This window comes from Kluyvera ascorbata ATCC 33433 (assembly GCF_000735365.1).
Classification (GTDB): Bacteria; Pseudomonadota; Gammaproteobacteria; order Enterobacterales; family Enterobacteriaceae; genus Kluyvera; species Kluyvera ascorbata.
Genome location: NZ_JMPL01000087.1, coordinates 1 through 19,023 on the forward strand (window position 1 = coordinate 1; position 19,023 = coordinate 19,023).

General features: G+C 53.4%; 19 protein-coding genes and 1 pseudogene. 12 read left to right on the plus strand and 8 right to left on the minus strand.

Annotated features, from left to right (window positions below):
* Both GKAS_RS17245 and GKAS_RS17250 read right to left on the minus strand, forming a co-directional pair.
* On the minus strand, positions 1-1,206 hold a 1,206-nt coding region (locus tag GKAS_RS17245; protein ID WP_035896107.1), incomplete at its 3' end, for an ATP-binding cassette domain-containing protein.
* A 413-nt stretch (positions 1,207-1,619) separates the two neighbouring features.
* Positions 1,620-3,314, minus strand: a complete 1,695-nt coding sequence (locus GKAS_RS17250) for an NAD-dependent malic enzyme (RefSeq protein ID WP_035896108.1) — start codon at positions 3,312-3,314, stop codon at positions 1,620-1,622.
* A gap of 297 nt (positions 3,315-3,611) precedes the next feature.
* Between GKAS_RS17250 and GKAS_RS17255 the strand changes: the two genes are divergently transcribed.
* Positions 3,612-4,658: an NAD(P)-dependent alcohol dehydrogenase gene (locus tag GKAS_RS17255; RefSeq protein WP_035896129.1), complete on the plus strand. Its 1,047-nt coding sequence runs from the start codon at positions 3,612-3,614 to the stop codon at positions 4,656-4,658.
* Positions 4,659-4,884: 226 nt separating this feature from the next.
* Here the strand turns inward: GKAS_RS17255 and GKAS_RS17260 are convergent, their stop codons facing one another.
* A complete protein-coding gene (locus GKAS_RS17260; protein ID WP_035896109.1) occupies positions 4,885-5,910 on the minus strand; it encodes an SDR family oxidoreductase in 1,026 nt (341 codons plus the stop codon).
* A gap of 102 nt (positions 5,911-6,012) precedes the next feature.
* Between GKAS_RS17260 and GKAS_RS17265 the strand changes: the two genes are divergently transcribed.
* A complete protein-coding gene (locus tag GKAS_RS17265; RefSeq protein WP_051910788.1) occupies positions 6,013-6,942 on the plus strand; it encodes an AraC family transcriptional regulator in 930 nt (309 codons plus the stop codon).
* Here GKAS_RS17265 and GKAS_RS17270 read toward each other — a convergent pair.
* Positions 6,923-7,681 carry a class I SAM-dependent methyltransferase gene (locus GKAS_RS17270; RefSeq protein WP_035896111.1) on the minus strand — a complete coding sequence of 253 codons (759 nt, stop codon included), beginning with the start codon at positions 7,679-7,681 and terminating at the stop codon, positions 6,923-6,925. The genes GKAS_RS17265 and GKAS_RS17270 overlap by 20 nt on opposite strands.
* Before the next feature lie 102 nt (positions 7,682-7,783).
* On the opposite strand from GKAS_RS17270, the gene GKAS_RS17275 reads away from it, so the two are divergent.
* The gene (locus tag GKAS_RS17275; RefSeq protein WP_035896113.1) at positions 7,784-8,569 is read left to right on the plus strand and encodes a helix-turn-helix transcriptional regulator; all 786 of its coding nucleotides are present in this window, start codon (positions 7,784-7,786) and stop codon (positions 8,567-8,569) included.
* A gap of 69 nt (positions 8,570-8,638) precedes the next feature.
* On the opposite strand, the gene GKAS_RS17280 is transcribed toward GKAS_RS17275, so the two are convergent.
* On the minus strand, positions 8,639-9,544 hold the full coding sequence (locus GKAS_RS17280; RefSeq protein WP_035896114.1) for a LysR family transcriptional regulator: 906 nt from the start codon (positions 9,542-9,544) through the stop codon (positions 8,639-8,641).
* A gap of 115 nt (positions 9,545-9,659) precedes the next feature.
* Between GKAS_RS17280 and GKAS_RS17285 the strand changes: the two genes are divergently transcribed.
* From GKAS_RS17285 to GKAS_RS17300, 4 genes are read left to right on the plus strand one after another with little or no spacing between them, the layout of a single operon-like run.
* Positions 9,660-10,637 (plus strand): 2Fe-2S iron-sulfur cluster-binding protein, encoded by a 978-nt coding sequence (locus GKAS_RS17285; RefSeq protein WP_035896115.1) that lies wholly within the window; start codon positions 9,660-9,662, stop codon positions 10,635-10,637.
* A gap of 37 nt (positions 10,638-10,674) precedes the next feature.
* Positions 10,675-11,931, plus strand: coding sequence for an aromatic ring-hydroxylating dioxygenase subunit alpha (locus GKAS_RS17290; RefSeq protein ID WP_035896117.1), 1,257 nt, complete (start codon positions 10,675-10,677; stop codon positions 11,929-11,931).
* Between the two features lie 3 nt (positions 11,932-11,934).
* Positions 11,935-12,411 (plus strand): aromatic-ring-hydroxylating dioxygenase subunit beta, encoded by a 477-nt coding sequence (locus tag GKAS_RS17295; protein ID WP_246870746.1) that lies wholly within the window; start codon positions 11,935-11,937, stop codon positions 12,409-12,411.
* Positions 12,412-12,420: 9 nt separating this feature from the next.
* Positions 12,421-12,735, plus strand: coding sequence for a non-heme iron oxygenase ferredoxin subunit (locus GKAS_RS17300; protein WP_035896118.1), 315 nt, complete (start codon positions 12,421-12,423; stop codon positions 12,733-12,735).
* A 43-nt stretch (positions 12,736-12,778) separates the two neighbouring features.
* Here the strand turns inward: GKAS_RS17300 and GKAS_RS17305 are convergent, their stop codons facing one another.
* Entirely contained in the window at positions 12,779-13,756 is a 978-nt protein-coding gene (locus tag GKAS_RS17305) for an NAD(P)H-dependent flavin oxidoreductase (RefSeq protein WP_035896120.1), read from the minus strand.
* 148 nt (positions 13,757-13,904) lie between these two features.
* Between GKAS_RS17305 and GKAS_RS17310 the strand changes: the two genes are divergently transcribed.
* The 4 genes and pseudogenes from GKAS_RS17310 (at position 13,905) to GKAS_RS17325 (ending at position 16,288) form a co-directional block, all read left to right on the plus strand.
* Positions 13,905-14,798 (plus strand): LysR family transcriptional regulator, encoded by an 894-nt coding sequence (locus tag GKAS_RS17310; RefSeq protein WP_167540422.1) that lies wholly within the window; start codon positions 13,905-13,907, stop codon positions 14,796-14,798.
* Positions 14,799-14,881: 83 nt separating this feature from the next.
* Complete coding sequence (locus GKAS_RS17315; RefSeq protein WP_035896122.1) at positions 14,882-15,205, plus strand: antibiotic biosynthesis monooxygenase family protein; 324 nt, start codon at positions 14,882-14,884, stop codon at positions 15,203-15,205.
* Positions 15,198-15,582, plus strand: a pseudogene (locus GKAS_RS25355) (amino acid-binding protein). The gene GKAS_RS17315 and the pseudogene GKAS_RS25355 overlap by 8 nt, the downstream one beginning before the upstream one ends.
* Positions 15,575-16,288, plus strand: coding sequence for an ArsR/SmtB family transcription factor (locus GKAS_RS17325; protein WP_035896124.1), 714 nt, complete (start codon positions 15,575-15,577; stop codon positions 16,286-16,288). Before GKAS_RS25355 ends, GKAS_RS17325 begins: the two are co-directional and overlap by 8 nt.
* A 13-nt stretch (positions 16,289-16,301) precedes the next feature.
* Here the strand turns inward: GKAS_RS17325 and tam are convergent, their stop codons facing one another.
* Positions 16,302-17,060, minus strand: coding sequence for a trans-aconitate 2-methyltransferase (gene tam / locus GKAS_RS17330; protein ID WP_035896125.1), 759 nt, complete (start codon positions 17,058-17,060; stop codon positions 16,302-16,304).
* Positions 17,061-17,134: 74 nt separating this feature from the next.
* On the opposite strand from tam, the gene GKAS_RS17335 reads away from it, so the two are divergent.
* A complete protein-coding gene (locus tag GKAS_RS17335) occupies positions 17,135-18,178 on the plus strand; it encodes a S66 family peptidase (protein ID WP_035896126.1) in 1,044 nt (347 codons plus the stop codon).
* Between the two features lie 235 nt (positions 18,179-18,413).
* On the opposite strand, the gene GKAS_RS17340 is transcribed toward GKAS_RS17335, so the two are convergent.
* Positions 18,414-18,845 (minus strand): hypothetical protein, encoded by a 432-nt coding sequence (locus GKAS_RS17340; protein ID WP_035896128.1) that lies wholly within the window; start codon positions 18,843-18,845, stop codon positions 18,414-18,416.
* Positions 18,846-19,023: the final 178 nt, after the last annotated feature.

The window sequence follows — 19,023 nt, forward strand, 5'->3', positions numbered from 1 at the left end:
CCCGCTGAAATCAGTCGCGCGTTTTCGGGTTTCTGCATACGGTTCAAATGCTTCAAGTGCGTCCAGGAGGCTATCTTCGTCGGCTAACTGGTGCAGCGTCTGATCGTAATAACCTGCCTTCAGGCGCGGATGAAGCTTCAGCCCGGCATCGGCCGACGACTGCTGCATCTGCCGCCACAGTAGGCGCAACAGCGAGGACTTACCGCCGCCGTTACGTCCCATAATGGCAACGCGATCGCCGCTTTGTAGCCGCGCAACATCGGTCGTAAACAGCGCCGGTAGGCCTGGTGCTGGCGGCACGGGCAGGTTGTCCATTTCCAGCAGACGGTCTGCCCGTAGCGCATCGCCGTGGAGCGCGAGCGTCCATGGCGTGCCGGCGGTGAGTTCCGTTTGGCTCTCCTTCAATCGCGTAACCTGTTTTTCCATCTGCTTGGCTTTACGCGAGAGATCTTCGTTGTCATACACCCGTCCCCAGGTGGCCAGCCGTTTGGCACTGGCGGTGACGCGGTCGATCTCTTTTTGTTCCGCCTTATGCCGCAGCGCATCGCTCTCATCCTGCTCTTCCAGCGCCTGACGGGCTTTGGTGCAGGGGAGTGAAAACGCGTGCAGGGTTTTATCACGCAAAATCCAGCTGGTATTAGTGACGGCATCCAGCAGCGGATTATCGTGTGAAACCAGTACGAAGCTGCCGCTCCAGCTATTCAGGAAGTTCTCCAACCACAGCAGCGTTGGCAGGTCGAGGTGGTTGCCCGGTTCATCCAGCAGCAGCAGGTCCGGTTGCAGGATGAGCGCTCGTGCCAACAGCAACCGCGTGTGCTGGCCGCCGCTCAGCGTTGCCGCCGGGTTATCTATCTCTGCGGGGGAGAACCCCATTTCCGTTAACAAACGCTCGGCTTGCCAGCGTTGGCTTTCACGAGCCGATTCCGGCAGCTGTGCCAGTACGGCCTGGATCAGCGTTCGGTCGAATAGTTCAGCGGGAAGATGTTGTTCTACGCGAGCCATCAGACAATGGTTAGCCAACGCGACGCGCCCGGAAGAGGGTATCAGCGTGCCGTCCAGTACCTGTAACAGGGTACTTTTGCCGCAGCCGTTGTAGCCGATAAGGCCAATGCGGTCGCCTTTTTTCAGGGTAAAAGAAAGGTCTGTAAAAAGAGGGCCGAAAGCCGTCTCAACATGAAGAGATTGTGCAGTTAATAATGTGCTCATTTGCTTACTCAAGAGTTACAGGCATGGGAATGCCTCGTCAAACATCGCTGACGATAACTAAGTAAGCCCGAGGGAAGGGTTTAGGGATTGGTGTCTTCGCTCAAGCAGAAGTTATCGCAGCATGAAACCGATAACGCTTGAGCTGGTGCGATCACCAAATGTATGTGAAACATTGAAAATTTCACAGTACAGCATAATTAACCTCCTTTTAATGTTGTCAGGTTGAAAGGTAATGGCAGTGTAGCGGCCATGTGAATATTAATCTAGTGAATATAATGTTAGTTACAACATACATTATAAGGGCTGTAAAATAATCAGCATTAACTATCGTGCCAATCTTCTTTTGTTCTACAGGGGCGCGAGGAATGAACCCGGCGGCGCTGCGCTTGGCCGGGCTACAATTTTGCTACGAGTTAGATGGAGGTACGACGGTAGCTGCGGTATTCCGGCAGCCAGAAGTTCTCATCAATCGCTTCTTGCAGGGCATCAGCGGAGGTATTGGTTGCGACACCTTGTTGCTGGGCCATTTTACCGACCGCGAACGCAATAGCGCGGGAGACTTTATGAATGTCTTTTAGCTCTGGCAGCACCAGACCTTCGCCGTTGTTCGCGAGCGGAGAGTGTTTGGCCAGCGTTTCACTTGCTGACATCAGCATCTCGTCAGTAATACGCGACGCGCCCGAGGCAATCACCCCCAGACCAATTCCCGGGAAGATATAGGAGTTGTTGCACTGAGCGATAGGATAGACGGTATCTTTCCAGGTGACCGGCGCGAACGGGCTACCGGTGGCAACCAGCGCCTGACCGTCGGTCCAACTGATGATGTCTTGCGGCGTAGCTTCAACGCGTGAAGTTGGGTTCGACAGCGGCATCACAATCGGACGTGGGCAGTGCTTGTGCATCTCACGAATAATTTCTTCCGTGAATAGCCCGGTCTGGCCGGAAACGCCGATCAAAATGTTTGGCTTCACGTTGCGCACCACGTCGAGCAGGGAAATCTCGTCGTTATCGTGCTGCCAACCCTGAATTTTTTCCTGTTTCTGCGCCAGTTTGCTCTGGAATGGAAGCAGGTTAGGCATCTGGTCGGTCAGCAGGCCAAAGCGGTCAACCATAAATACGCGGCTGCGCGCCTGTTCCTCACTCAACCCTTCGCGCTGCATCTGAGCGATAATCTGCTCGGCGATACCGCAGCCCGCAGAGCCTGCGCCCAGGAAGACCACTTTCTGCTCATTAAGCTGGCTGCCCGCCGCGCGGCTTGCCGCAATCAGCGTACCGGCGGTAACCGCCGCTGTGCCCTGGATGTCATCGTTAAAGCAGCAGATCTCATCGCGGTAGCGGTTGAGCAGCGGCATCGCGTTTTTCTGCGCGAAGTCTTCAAACTGCAGCAGCACGTTTGGCCAGCGGTGTTTCACGGCCTGGATGAAATCATCGACAAACTGATAGTACTCGTCGTCGCTGATACGCGGGTTACGACAGCCCATGTACAGCGGGTCGTTCAGCAACTGCTGGTTATTGGTACCCACATCCAGCACCACCGGCAGCGTATAGGCCGGGCTGATGCCGCCACAGGCGGTGTACAGGGAAAGCTTACCGATAGGAATACCCATGCCGCCGATGCCCTGGTCGCCCAGGCCGAGAATACGCTCACCGTCGGTCACCACAATCACTTTGATATTGTGGTTTGGTACGTTCTGCAGAATATCGTCCATATTGTGACGATTCTGATAGGAGATAAAGACACCGCGGGCGCGGCGGTAAATCTCAGAGAAACGTTCGCAAGCCGCACCCACGGTTGGGGTGTAGATAACCGGCATCATCTCATCAAGATGATTTTCTACCAGGCGATAGAACAGCGTTTCGTTAGTGTCCTGGATATTGCGCAGGTAGATATGCTTGTCGATTTCAGTTTTAAAGCCCTGGTACTGGATCCAGGCACGTTCGGCCTGCTCCTCAATGCTCTCAACCACTTCAGGCAGCAGCCCGAGCAGGTTGAAGTTGCTGCGTTCTTCCATACTGAACGCGCTGCCTTTATTCAGCAGGGGAAATTCCAACAGAACCGGCCCCGCATAGGGGATATAAAGGGAACGATTTTTATTGCCTGGTAACATCTTACGTAACTCCGTTGTCTTTCAATCCAGCCATCTTTGCCGGGCCGGTAGAAACTGCAGCGCGCAAGATTATAGAGCAACGATTAACACGATGCTGACAAATTGGGCGTAAGAGCACAAAAAAACGCACGATTGCTTATAACATCGCCAATTAACCCTTTGTGCGATGGTGAAGGCGGGGATGTATTCATGAACTAAGCTCATGACGGTATTGCAACAGTGGGCATAGTTTCAGTGAACAATGTGCTGTAGGTTGTACCCTGGCTGAAAATGAAACACGTAATGCGAGGTAACGTCATGAAAGTGTTAGGTTATGCTGCTACAAACCCATCGACACCGCTAGCGCCATTCACCTTCGAGCGCCGCGAACCGCGCCCGGATGACGTGGTTATCGATATTCTCTACTGCGGCGTATGCCATTCGGACCTGCACCAGGCGCGCAACGACTGGGGATTCAGTACCTATCCGATTGTTCCCGGGCATGAAATTGTCGGTCGCGTACGTACCGTTGGAAAGGGTGTGACCAAGTTTAAGCAGGGCGATCTGGCCGCGATTGGCTGCATGGTTGACTCTTGTCGCGTTTGCCAACCGTGCCAGCACGGGCTTGAGCAGTACTGTGAAGAGGGTAACGTTCAGACTTACAACGGTCAGGATCGTCACGACCATTCCACCACCTATGGCGGCTATTCTCAGACGATTGTTGCCAGCCAGGATTTTGTGCTGCACGTCCCGGAAAACATGGATTTAAAGGGTGCCGCGCCGCTGCTGTGCGCCGGTATCACCACCTGGTCGCCGCTGCGTCACTGGAAGGTGGGTGCCAACAGTAAAGTGGCAGTGGTAGGCCTCGGTGGATTAGGCCATATGGCCATCAAACTGGCCAGCGCGCTGGGCGCGGAAGTTACGCTGTTTACCCGTTCTCCTGGTAAAGAGGCGGATGCTCGTCGCCTTGGTGCCCATCACGTCGTGGTGTCTACTGACCCGGCCCAGATGGCGAAAGTGCAAAATCAGTTCGATCTGATTATTGATACCGTACCGTACGTTCACGAGGTCAATCCCTATCTGCCAACCCTGACGCTCGACGGCACGCTGGTCTTTGTTGGCCTGCTGGGCGATATGCCGGAGTCGAGCACGCTGCCGCTATTGCTGGGTCGCCGTTCTATTGCCGGTTCCTGTATTGGCGGGATTGCCGAAACGCAGGAAATGCTCGATTTTTGCGGTAAACATGGCATCACTGCCGATATAGAAATGATTGATATTCATAACATTAACGATGCGTTTGAACGTATGCTCAAAAGCGATGTGAAGTACCGTTTTGTTATCGATATGGCGACATTGAGCGCATAACTTTTGTCAGGCTTAAGGTTCCTCCGGCGTCGCTACGCTCGGCCGGGCTACTAATCTGAACGTAGCTTGGCCGAGCGCAGTGACGCCGGGAAACACATCCATATAAAGGTCGGGGAAATAATAGTGACACTGTAACTAACAATGCTGCTTTTGTAGGCCGAATTAGGCTTCGCCGCACATCCTGCAATGTGCCGGGCAATGCCTGATGGCGCTGCGCTTATCAGGCCTACACCAGGCCAAGTGCGATAAGGCTTTCGGCGGTGGCGACAATCGCCACCTGCGGGGAACGCGGTTTCCAACCCAGTAACGTCGTCGCTTTTTCATGGCTCACACTCATATCAACCCCCAGCAGTTTTACCATTCCCAGCATTACCGGATTTTTCTGCGCTGCGGCGCGCACCATTTCATCGCTCATCGGCAGCGTCGATACTTTGCTTGCAACATCCCCCAACGCCTGGCGAAGCGTGTTCGCCACATCGAGGATAGTCAAGCTGTGCCCAGCGCTGGCAAGAAAACGCTCGCCGTTGGCCGCCGGATGCGTCATCGCCAACAGGTGCAGGTCGGCAACGTCACGCACGTCCACAAAGCAGGAGTTGATATTCGGGCAGCCCGGCTCGCCATCGAGCATGTTTTTGATAATGCGGGTGGAATGAGAATAGTCAGCGCCCAATACCGGCCCCAGCACCGCGACCGGATTAATTGCCGAGAGTTCCAGACCGTTGCCTTCGCGGGCGATGAACTCCCACGCGGCGCGTTCGGACAGCGTTTTTGATTTCTGGTATGGCCAGACATCGCCGCTGACATCACTCCAGTCGTTTTCGGTAAATGGGCGAGGGTAATCGGCCGGGTGGCCCACGCCGATAGCGCCAAACGCCGAGGTTAACACCACGCGCTGTACGCCTGCATCGCGGGCGGCGCGCAGTATGCGCAGATTGCCGTCAATGGCCGGATTCACCCAATCGGCCTCTTGAGTCTGGCTGCCGGAAGGAGTTGGAGACGCACCGTGCATCACGAAGCGACAACCCGCAACGGCATCGTCCCAGCCGTTGTCAGCGGTCAGATCCGCCACCACGAACGAAAGATCGGCGCCAGGTTCAACGCCGCCTTGCTGTAAATTGCGGCGAACCTCTTCTTCACGCTCAGCGGAGCGTACGGTGGTACGTACCTGATATCCGTTATTAAGCAGGGAAATAATGCAGTGTTGAGCGATAAAACCGGTGCCGCCGGTGACTAAAACGCGTGCTTTACTCATGATGCAATTCTCTTTATGCGATGGGTATATGACATAGAGTAAGCAGCGGTAGTCAGATTGTGAATGCTTGATAGTGCGTCTGAGTTGCGCGATAGTACGGAAATGAACATTGATCCGTTTTCAGACATCCTCAAACTGACGCATGCCGAATCGCTGGTAACCGGTGGATTCACCGCCGGTGGTCGGTGGGCGCTGCGTTTTCCTGCGCCAGATAAAATCAAATTCTTCGCCATTCTTCGCGGTCAGTGCTGGGTATTGCTGGAAGGGGAACCGGAACCCATCTTATTCGCAACCGGTGATGTCGGGTTACTCAGCGCGAAGCGCGAGTTTGTGCTGGCAAGCCATCCGGACGTCGAGCCTATTGATGCCATGAGCGTGTTCTTTGGCGCGGGCAAACCGCATGCGCCCATTGGTGAAGGTAATGACATTGAACATATCGGCGGTCACGTTCTGCTGAACCCGACCAGCGGTAAGTTGCTGACCCACGTGCTACCACCGTGGATTCATGTACCGGCAAACTCAGCGCAGGCCTCATCGTTCCGCTGGCTTTTGGATCAACTAGTACAAGAACGTGTTCAACATCAGCCCGGTTCACAGCTGGTTTCAACGCAGTTGGCGCAGCTGCTATTTGTGCAAATCCTACGCGCTCACTTGCAGAATAACGAGGCGCTGCCCGTCGGTTGGCTTCGGGTGTTGGGCGACCGCCGCTTAACGCCAGCGTTGCAGCTGATGCACGGCGACCCGGCTCGTGCGTGGCACCTGGAGGAACTGGCAAAGGCCTGCGCCATGTCGCGTACGGTATTTGCGCAGCATTTCCGACAAACCGCAGGCATGACCCCGATTGCCTATCTGACACAGTGGCGCATGCGGCTTGCCGAACAGGCGCTAAGCGAAGCGAGCGAGCAGGTGGCTGAAGTGGCACAAACGCTCGGGTACGCCTCGGTTAGCGCGTTTAGCAACGCGTTTAAGCGGGAAACCGGTTTATCCCCAAAAGCCTGGCGACAAACCGCACTTAGCGCGCCTGAAACATAATGGTGTCGCTGACAAAGCTACCGTCGGCGGCAATCTCAAAATGCGCGCGCACTTCATCAGAGACTTTATCCTGCAAATAGCGGATAGCCTCGACGATATTTTCTGGCGTTTTCATTCGAGCCACCCAGGATGAAAATTCCAGATGCAGTTTATCGCCGACCAATTTATCCACCACCATCCCGCGATTGTTGACCATCGACAACCATTCACCCTGAGAGTAGTTATGAATGTGCGATGGATCACGCAGCATTTCGACCGTTTGCAACCAGACGTTGAGCATCGCTTTACCTGGAGATGCGATATCCATCAGGATAAAACGGCCGCCAGGTTTGAGGACGCGGCGAATCTCCATCAACGCCGCCTGAATATCATGCCAGTGGTGCGCAGAGTAGCGGCTGATAACAATATCAAAGCTGTTATCCGCGAAAGGTAGAATTTCCGCCGGACCTTGTGCACAGCTGATATTACCCATCCCGCGCTTTTGGGCTTCCAGTTCCACAACTTCCAGCATCCCTTCGGACAAATCATACGCGGTGACTTCAGCGACCAAAGGAGAGGCGGTAAAGCTGGCATGCCCGGCACCACAGCCGACGTCCAACAGGCGTGCCTGCGCATCATCGGCCAGCCATTCGGCCAGACGGCGTAAATCAGCCCCCTGGGCGTGGACGTTACTCTGCAAATAAGCGGCAGCCTGACCGCTAAACTGGGACTTCACTAATGCTTCATGATGGTTGCTCATACCGGTCTTCCTCTGTTGTTATGTTCTTGTTAAAACGGACTATACGCCGGGATTAATACGGGTACAATATTGGCACTTATACTGGTATATCGAGTTACTACCATGGACAACACCGGACTGAAAGGGCCAGAAGCGCTGGGGACATTTTTACGCGTTAAACGGGAAAATACCTCGCCGGAAATGCTGGGGATCCCGGTGCTTTCGCGCCGGAGAACAAAAGGGCTGCGCCGGGAAGAGGTGGCGCAGATGAGTGGAATCAGCACCACCTGGTATACCTGGCTTGAACAGGGGCGCAATATCACCGTTTCGGCTCAAACGCTGTCAGGAATTGCCTTTGCGCTCAAGCTCAAGCCTGCTGAGCGGGAATATCTTTTTTTGTTGGCGCATAAAAGCGATCCGCTGGTTGAGCAGGTTCCCGCAGTCGAGCAGACCATTTTGTCCGCCGTATACGCCGTGTCAGAGCCTTGTTATTTACTGGATCTCACCTGGCAGGTGCTGTCATGGAATAAAGGTGCCGAAACGTTGTTTAAGGGCTTTCTCGATAGCGAAAAATCCCCGAACATGATGCACTTTATGTTCCTGAACCCGCTCGCCCGGGCGCTGGTCGATAACTGGGAGGTGCGTGCTCGTCGTATTGTCGCGGAACTTCGTTCTGATGCTATTCATTATCCAAACGACACCACGCTCAACGCGTTTGTGCAGCAAATGAGTGAAAACAGCAGCGATTTTCGTGAATTCTGGTCCCAGCAGCAGGTTATTGTGCGGGAAGGGGGCGAGCGTGTTTTTCATCATGCCACGCGGGGCGATCTGACCTATCGCCAGCTCAGCTGGCAGTTGGCAAGTAACCGGGCGCTGAAAATGATCATGCTGGTTCCCGAATCGTGCTGACGAAGCTGGTTTTATTACCTGACGGATTAAAAGACTTCACAAGTGACAGTGTCACATAAAAACGGCTGGTTACTCGGTAAACAGACGCATAAAACAGCGGCGTAACCAGGTGTTGGCTGCATCCTGATGCACATGGCTATGCCAGAACAGGTTAATCTGGATAGTCGGCAGATCGTAAGGTAATGTATGGATAACCAGCCCAAACCGTTGCGCTGTCTGTAACGCCAGTTTTTCAGTCACCGTGACGATAAAATCGGTTTCGCTCAGAATATAAGGAATCGCCATAAAATGGGGGACACACAGTTGTCCCTGGTCGGCAATACCGGCTTTGGCAAAGAGCTCAAAAATACGTTTATGGCCGGAGTCTTGCGCCATGACCTTGATATGCTGCGCCTCGCGAAAGGCGGCCTCATCAAAGGACTGATTGCTCAGCGGATGGTCTTTACGCATTAAGCAGACATAGCGTTGATCGAAGAGCCGACGCTGATAAAACCCGGCTTCAAGCTGCGGCAGCAAACCAATAGCCAGATCCACGCCACCGTTCTCCATCTCTGTTTTTAGCGGTACTGCCGTATCACGAACCGTCGTAATACGCACGCCGGGCGCTTCTTTGCTCAATAAATTCATCAGCCTGGGCAGCAGGTAAATTTCCCCAAGGTCGGTCATCGCGACGCGAAACTCACGCTGACTTTCCCACGGGTTAAAACTATTGCGGTAGTTCAGCGTCTTTTCCAGCGCGCAGAGAATTTCATCCACATCACCGGCAATCGCTTCCGCATATGGCGTAGGGCGCATCCCTCGGGATGCTTTTTCAAACAGCTCATCGCCCAGCATCGTCCGCAAGCGCTTAATAGCATGGCTGACGGAAGGTTGGGTAAGGCCCATCATTTCGGCGACTTTGCCGGTATGGCGCTCATTGTACATATGGCGAAAGAGCACCAGCAGGTTCAGGTCGACTTCAGCTAAACGTGACATAGATATCGTTATCAATCCGATTAATAACCGCTATAAACCACACGGCATATCTCACCGCTCCGTTTCTTTATACGATTCGTTAACAAAATAACAACATTAATGGTAAGGAACTGTGATGCAAGTGGATTTCATGCCGTCTCGTCGTCAGGTCGCCGTTACCCCCGGCAGTAATCTGTTGGATGTATTACGTGAGCACCAAATTCCCATCTCTTACAGCTGCATGGCCGGGCGCTGTCAGACCTGTCGCTGCCGGGTGATATCGGGCGATGTCGCTCATACGCTGCCGGACGATGCACCAGAACTGGAAACGGGTGAGGTGCTGGCCTGCTGCGCCACGCTGTTGTCACCAAGCGTCATTGAGCTTCCGCCTGCGGATGAAGTTGTGGTGCATCCAGCGCGTACCCTCAAAACCACGGTGGTCTCTTTTACGCCGCTTTGTCACGACGTATGGCGTCTACGCCTGAAACCCGCCAAGCCGTTTTCCTGGTCCGCTGGGCAGTTTGTCCGGTTGACGTTTCCAGGAGGCGGCCAGCGTAGTTATTCCATGGCGGGCTGTCCGCAAGATGACGAACTGGAGTTTCATATTCGTATCGTCGCCGATGGACGGGTCACGCCAGGGTTACTGGAAACGCTCGAACCAGGTACCGCCATCAAGCTCAATGGCCCGCTGGGTGCCAGTTGGCTTCGTCAGAAACATGAAGGCCCGATACTCTGCGTCGCTTGCGGCACGGGCCTTGCGCCGCAGCTATCCATTATCCGCTCCGCGCTGGCCGCCGGCATGCGTAACCCCATCCACCTCTATTACGGCAGCCGCTGGGCGGCAGATCTCTATGGCGTTGAGATGCTGGACGAGCTGGCACAGACATACGGCAACTTCCGATATCAAGTGGTGTTAAGCCAGGAGTCATCAGCATCGGGTGTCCGCAGCGGAAGATTACCTGCTGCGGTCATTCAGGATTTGCCGACGCTGGCAGGCTGGAAGGTTTATCCCGCCGGGCCGCCCGCGATGGTTGAGGCGATGACGCTTCAGGCAAAAGCGTTGGGCGCAAGAGCAGAGGATATTCACGCCGATGCGTTTTATTACCAATCGTAATGTCGTTTACCTGCATAGATAACAAAAAGGAGTCACGATGAACTTCACCTCTGAACCGCAAAACAATTTACTGTGGCCTGACGATGGCACTAGTCGGATACCGTTCTGGGCCTACACTCGCGACGATATCTACCAGCGCGAACTGGAAAAAATCTTCTATGGGAAGCACTGGTGCTACGTGGCGCTGGAAGCTGAAATCCCTGAACCGGGCGATTTTGTTCGCAGCGTGGTTGGCGAACGCTCGGTCATCGTGGTGCGCAATCAGCAGGGCGAGATCAACGTGGTTGAGAACCTCTGCGCCCACCGTGGCATGCGCTTTTGTCGTGAAAAATCAGGGAATCGCACCGACTTTGTGTGCCCCTATCACCAGTGGAACTATGACCTTGACGGTAACCTGCAGGGCGTGCCGTTCCGACGGGGCGTAAAGCAGGACGGCAAAGTGAACGGTGGCATGCCGAAAGACTTTAACCCGTCTGAACATGGGCTAAAAAAACTCAACGTCGCCCGCCATAACGGCGTGGTGTTTGCCTCGTTCTCATTCGACGTTGAACAGTTGGAGCACTATCTCGGCCCGGACATTCTGGCCTATTTCGAGCGCGTATTCAGCGGCCGTCAGCTAAAGCTGCTGGGCTATAACCGCCAGCGCATTCCCGGCAACTGGAAACTGATGCAGGAAAACATTAAGGATCCGTACCACGCGGGGCTGCTGCACACCTGGTTTGTCACCTTTGGCCTGTGGCGCGCGGATAACCGCTCGCAGCTGATAATGGATGATAAATACCGTCATGCGGCGATGATAAGCCGCAAAGGAAACGGCGGGAAAAGTGCGGTAACGCAAGGGGTGAGTAGCTTTAAAGAGCAGATGCAGCTGAACGACTCCAGCTTCCTCGACGTAGTTGAGGAACCGTGGTGGAACGGCCCAACGGTGGTGATGATGACGCTGTTCCCAAGCCTGGTGATTCAGCAGAACGTGAACTCGATGTCGGTGCGTCATATCCAGCCCCGCGGGGCGAATGAATTCGATTTTGTCTGGACACACTTCGGTTTCGCAGATGACTCCGAGGAGATGACTCAACGCCGCCTGAAGCAGGCGAATCTATTCGGCCCGGCGGGGTTTGTCTCCGCCGACGATGGCGAAGTGGTTGAATTTTCACAGCAAGGGTTACGCCAGAACCCGTCCCAACGCACTATCGCGGAAATGGGTGGCACCGGCTATGAAAATACCGACCACATGGTCTCGGAAACCTTAATCCGAGGGATGTACCACTACTGGCGCGGCGTGCTGGAGATTTAAAACATGATGATTAACAGTGAAATCTGGCAGCAACTGGTCACGCTGCAAACGGAATATAGCGATATCGTAGACCGCGCCGAATGGGATAAATGGACCGAACTCTTCACCGATGATTGTGTGTATAAGGTGATCCCTCGCGAAAACTACGACCGCAAACTGCCGCTCTCCACCATCAATCTGGAGAGCAAAGGGATGTTGAAAGATAGAGTCTACGGCGTGGCCGAGACGCTGTTCCACGACCCGTATTATCAGCGTCACGTGGTGGGGCTTCCGCATATTACGGCAATGACCGAGGAAGGGATAATCGCCCGCACCAACTATGCCATCTTTCGAACCAAAGCGGACGGACATAGTGAAGTGTTCAACGTGGGTTACTACCTGGATAAGGTCGTACAAACGGCAGAAGGGCTGCGTTTTGCCAGCCGGCTGTGCATTTTCGACAGCGAACTGGTGCCAAACTCCTTAATCTATCCAATCTGAGGTGAGTAGATGTCTGATAACTGGATTTTAGCCGCTGAACTCGCCGACTTGCCGGAAGATGATGTCATCGGCATTGACGTGAACGGTCATGATATTGCGCTGTACCGCACTGAAGACGGGGTATTTGCCAGCGCCAATCTTTGCTCTCACGGCAACGCACGTTTGAGCGATGGCTTTCTGGAGGACGGTGAAATTGAGTGCCCGTTGCATCAGGGGCGCTTTTGCATCAAAACCGGCAAAGCGATGTGCAGCCCGTTAACCGAAGGAATCGCCACCTATCCGGTGCAAATTGAGGGAGAACAGGTCTACCTGAAGTTTGCCTGATAGCAATGCGGCCGGGCTGAAACCTGGCCGCATGAATAGGGGCTTACGCTGTCAGTTGTTCTACCACGTCCGCCACGCTCGTCACGTGGTGGATACCCCCAATGCCGGTTCCCAGGGCGATATAGCCTTCATCGGTATTGCCTTCCAGCATCCCCAGACGCAGGCCGCGCAGCCCGCCCATAACATGGGCAATCTCTTCCTTGCTGGCACCGGCTTTATCCATTTCAACCAGCGTTGACGTCAGCTTGCCTGGCAGTGAACGATAGTAGTCAGGCAGGGTACGGAACAGATTCAGATCCAGGCCGTTTGCCTCGACAATTTTGTCCTTAATGGTTTGGGGAACGCGACTTTCTTCGGTACTGATAAAGACGGAACCCGCAAACACGCCCTCTGCGCCCAGTGCATGTGCCGCTCGTGCCGTGCGCTTATCAACAATCCCTCCGGCGGCCAGCACCGGGACATGTTCGACAGCGTCAGCAATCAGCGGCACGATAGAAAAGGTGCCGAGCGCCGTCGCCGGCAGCGTACCGCCTTCATCGAAGCCCGTTGCCACGATAATATCCGCCCCGGCACGCTCAGCTTCGCGGGTGTTTTCGGGGGTAGGATTTATATCGCGGTAGATAATCGTAATACCCGCTGCTTTTAGTTCCTCGAACAGCGCGGGGATAATCGCCCCCTGGCCATAGCCGGTATACACCACCACTTTTACCGCTTCTTCTTTGATGACCTGTAGAATACCCGGCGTCCAGATATCGTTCTCCGGGCTTGGGATCAGGTTCACGCCAAAGGGTTTGTCGGTCAATCTTTTGGTTTTACGGATCTCTTCACGCATTTTCTCCGCCGTGGCTTCCGGGGTAGAGACCGCCGTTTCCGCCGTTAAACCGGCGTTTGGCCCCAACACTCCCAAACCACCGGCGTTGCTGACGGCCGCAACCAGGCGGGCATCGGTGAGCCATGACAGCGGTCCCTGAATGACAGGTTTTTCAATGCCAAGAATCTGACTGATACGGTTATTTTTCATGATGTTATCTCCTAATCGCAGCGCAAAATGGCTGGTATGCGTGCAGTGTAGGCGTCTTTATTATTAAGAAAAATAGTGAAAAAAGTGCATCACTATTATTAAATAAATAACAATAAGAACTTACTCCACAAAGGCATGCCGTATGCAGATAAATCTATTTGAAAATATTAAGATTTTTATTGAGATTATTGATTCGGGTAGCTTCAGTAAGGCGGCTGAAAATTTGCAGCTGCACCGACCGGCGGTCACCAAAGCCTTACAGCTGTTGGAAAAAGAGAGCGGGGTGAGACTATTGCAGCGTACCACGCGGCGTATTTATCTGACGCCGGAAGGGGAAGAGTTTTACCGACGCAGCAAGCCGCTATTGGCGCAGGCTGACGATCTGCTGGCATCGTTTGCACCGGAAAAACCGTTGCATGGTCAGCTACGCGTCGATATGCCCATCGCCTTTGCGCGTCTGGTGGTGGTGCCGAAATTACCCCAGTTTTACGCCAGGCATCCGGATCTCGAGATAGTCCTCAGCAGCTCAGACATGCGTCGGGATATGCTGCGTGATGGGCTGGACTGCGTGCTGCGCATGGGTGACCTGGACGATGGCGATTATGTCGCTCGACCGTTGGGGAATATTAAAATGACGACCTGCGCCAGCCCGGAGTATCTGGCCCGATACGGTACGCCGGAAACACTGGATGATCTTAAGGCGCATCACCAGGGGGTAAACTGGATCAATAGTAGCAGCCGACAGATCATGCCATGGCGTTTTGAAACGGCAACGGGGACTGCGGAAATCGCGCTGCCGGGGAAACTTATCCTCGATAATTCCGAAGTGTATATTTCAGCCGGTCTCGCAGGGCTCGGCTTATTACAGGGTATGAATTTCTTTTTACAGCCCTATATCGACAGGGGTCAGTTGGTGGAAGTGCTGCCCAATCACCCTTGCCCTCGGCGTCAGCTCTCGCTGATGTATCCGCATAGACATCTATCGCATAAGGTTCGCGTGTTTGCTGAATGGATGGATAGCCTACTGGATGATTTACGTTAACTTCGCAGCCATACTTCGTTATCCAACGAAGCATTGCCATTTCATCTCTTTATAGTGGTCTCACTTATCTGGAGGAGACCGCTATGATTGCCGTACTGTTTGAAGCCAATGCCGTTGCTGAAAAGCAGGCCCGATATCTTGAACTTGCCGCCCAACTTCGTTCTGAACTCGACAACGTTGAAGGGTTTATTGCCATCGAGCGCTTCCAAAGTTTAACGACGGAAGGGAAAATCTTATCGCTCTCGTGGTGGGAAAATGAAGACGCCGTGTTGGCGTGGAAAAGAAATACCCAGCACCAGGCCGCACAGAGAGAAGGGCAAGAAACAATATTTGCCCACTACCGTATTCGGGTAGCCCAGGTGCTTCGTGAATATTCATCCGACTCAAGGCAGGCCGCTCATGTTTGATATCCACGTTATACTGCGTAATAGTCCCGGAGAACTGGCGCGTTTAGGTTCCACGCTAGGGGAAAATGGCGTAGGGCTTGAAGGCGGCGGCGTTTTTAGCGTCGGTGACGAATCCCATGCGCATTTTCTGGTCAATAACGGCGAGCGGGCCAGGGAAGTGCTAGAGGCCTCGGGAATACCGGTCAGCAAGGTAAGCAAACCGCTTATCCGGCGGTTAAAAGCAGGAGCGCCCCGGAGAACTGGGCAATATTGCTTTTGCGCTGTCCGAGCACGGGATTAACATACTTGTACAATACAGCGATCATGACAATCGATTGATTTTACTCACCGATAATAACGAACTGGCCGCTCAAGCCACCGGACAATGGGATGAATAAACCGCTTAACATCGCCCCGGCAAACGCTGATGGCAAGACGCTTGAAAGCACCATGTCGGAAGTGGCTGCCGCCATTGCTGACCCGTCGCGGATCAGCATGCTGTGCGCTTTGATGGATGGTCGAGCATGGACGGCAACTGAGTTAAGTGCCGTCGCGGATATATCCCCATCAACCGGTAGCGCCCATCTGGCAAAATTAGTGCAGGGGCAGTTAATTAGCTGTTTATCTCAGGGGCGCCACCGTTATTACCGTCTGGCCGGAAACGAGGTGGCGACGCTGCTGGAAATGCTGATGGGCGTGTCCATGCGAGCACAGCCGACGAGGCCAATTACGACCCCAGTCCATTTGCGAAAAGCGCGAACCTGCTACGATCACCTGGCCGGTGATGTTGCCGTCCGGCTCTATACATTCATGCAGGAAAAGGGCTGGTTTACGGAGGAAGGCACAGAACTTTCAGCGGTCGGATTAGCCGGTTTTCGACAAATTGGCGCCACGCTTACCGCACAAACCCGGCGCAAAACGGTCTGCGCCTGTCTGGACTGGAGCGAACGACGACCGCATCTTGGTGGTAACGCTGGTGCGGCGTTATTAGCTGCATTTGAGCATCATGGCTGGATTGAACGAATTGCTGGCTACCGGGAGGTGCGTTTTACCGATGCGGGAAGAAGGGCGCTGGCAAAAAACTTTGCCATCACCCTTAGCTGACATCTTCCGAGCGTTATGATTTACGTTGCGCCACTATAAAGAGGCGAGGGAACGCCAGCAATATCTGGTCATCTTGCTGTACCGGATAGTGTTCCTGCAGCCGTTGGTGGTAACGAGCTAAAAATTGCTGCTTCTGCGATTCATCCAGATCCTGCAGCCACGGCCGCAGCCCAGTGGCGCTGACCCAATCGATAATCGCCTGGTGCGAATTCATTTTGTGATAATAGGTTGTACGCCAGATATCAACCTCGCTTCCCGCCTGACTCAAAATATCATAGTAGCGATGAACGCTCGGCAGCGGGTCGCGACCGCGATTAGGGTAGCCTTGTTCTTTTGCCACTTCACGCATCAAAACGTGCGAGGGTTCTTCCCAGTTATACGGCATCTGAACTGCCAGAAAACCATTATGTTTCAGTAGACTGATAAGTCTGGGGAACAGTTCGTCGTGATCCGAAAGCCACTGCAGCGAGGCATTGGCATAAATCAGATCTGGCGGTATTTCTGGCTGAAGAGATCGTATATCCGCTTCAACAAAATGGCATTCGGGTAATGCATTTCGGGCTTCACTGAGCATCGCAGGGGAAGTGTCGATGCCGGTAATGGCGGCATTTGGCCAGCGTTGATAAAGTAATGCCGTGCTGTTGCCGGGCCCGCAGCCAAGATCGAGAGCCGAAGCAACATCGTTGAGCGGAATGCGCGCCAACAGTTCAGCGGCTGGTCGTGAGCGTTCTGCCCCGAACTGCATGTACAGCGTTGGATTCCAGTCGGACATATCAATTATCCTTAGGCGTTGTTAGGCAAGTGGTTGATGGGATATGTTATTTCAATGTTAATAAGGAATATTCCATGAAAATACGCTTCCCGTCCAGATTAGTTTCTGGCGATTTAATTGCGATAACCGCGCCATCGTCAGGCGTTCCTGCGCATCGCCATGCTCGACTTGATCTTGCCATTAATGCCTTAAAATCCAAAGGGCTTAGGGTTGTTGAAGGCCAGTGTTTGCGCTCGCAACATAAGAATAAGAGTGCGGATAAAGCGCTGCGGGCAAGTGAGCTAATGCAGTTTCTGTGCGACCCGGAGGTCAAAGCCGTAATGCCTCCCTGGGGTGGCGATCTAGCCATCGAGATATTAGAACGCATTGATTTCGAGAGATTAAAAGCGGTTGAGCCAAAGTGGTTTTCAGGTTTTTCAGACCTGACTACGCTGCATTTACCGCTGACAACCTTAAGCGGCTGGGCAACCGCACATGGCCCAAACCTTATGGAGCTCGGCGCCAGAGTACTGGATGAAACCACAGGTTGCATCTGGGCGGTACTGGAGAGCGAACGTGGTAGCACGGTAACTCAATATTCGTCAGCACAGTATCAAGTTGAGGAGAACCAGTGGGGAGCAGAAACTGACACCGGTTTCAATCTGACTCAAAAAACAGTGTGGAAACGCCTTGATGGCAAAAGCGAGCGACTCACGTTTACTGGACGATTAATTGGCGGATGTCTGGACATCATCGGCAGGATAGCCGGAACCCAATTCGGCAGCATTGAACCGTTTAAACAGCAGAGCGCTGGCGATGGCGTCATTCTTTATTTTGAGAATGTAGAAATGGGTCCGTGTGAATTAACGCGGGCATTATACAGTTTACGTTTACAGGGCTGGTTCAGCGGCATCAATGGCATCATGATTGGCCGAAGTGCTGGGCCGAACGCTGACAGTGACAATCAACAGAATTATCTCGACGCGCTGCAATCCGCATTGGGGGATATCAACATACCGGTTTTATACGACGTAGACATCGGACACATACCGCCGCAAATGACGTTGGTGAATGGTGCAATGGCAACGGTGACGTTTAGTGATAGTGGCGGTTCGGTCGTGCAAGAGCTGTGGTGGTAAAAAACGGCGTGATTGAGATAATGGCGATAAAACGGACGGATTATTGAGGTGCACAATCACAGCCGCAAAACGTTGGATTTGGCCTGATTCTGTGTTAGTGCGCATAATGTATATTATGTTAAATCAAGTGTAAGAGTCCTTTATTTCACCGTTCACATCTACACAGAGATAAATCAATACGTTGTGACTTCTGACTTCCCTCTCAAGAACCCGGCGCGAGGCCGGGTTGATGTGACTATCTGATGCCATTGGCGTCCAGATTAATGACGGGCATTATGGCGGTATCGCCGTTGTAGAACAGGTCGGAATTCGTGAACGAGTACACACGCCCCGTTACTCTGACGTTTACTATGCTGCCATAGCCAGTGACCGCAGCGTTACCCACGTCAGTGACCATAAACGGCTGACGCTCGGCCAGGTGCGGCAATACATCGCCCGGTAAACTGCCGTCCAGGTAGTAACGGTAAACTTCTGAGACTGTCGCCCCACCACCATCGTATTTAGTGACATAGAGCCACATGTTTTCAGATATCTGTTTCTTATAGGCTAGGCTGTCATCTGGTGGTCCGTTGATGAAATGCTGATACAGCAGGAATCCCGCTACCAACAGTGCAAGAATGACCGTCGTCAGTCGGTGGAGATACTTAATAGCCGTGTTCGCGGGCATAGTCGATTCCCTGTTTTATCCAGATTATCCCATATCATTGGTTGTAATCTTTCAGTCCTCAATACCACAGCCCTCATCAACCCAGAATAACAATCATTATTTACCCGTTTACTTTCAGGGTATTGACCAAAATGGCTGTTGGAGGCAGGTTCTGCCACAGGTGCTAAAACGCCTAAGA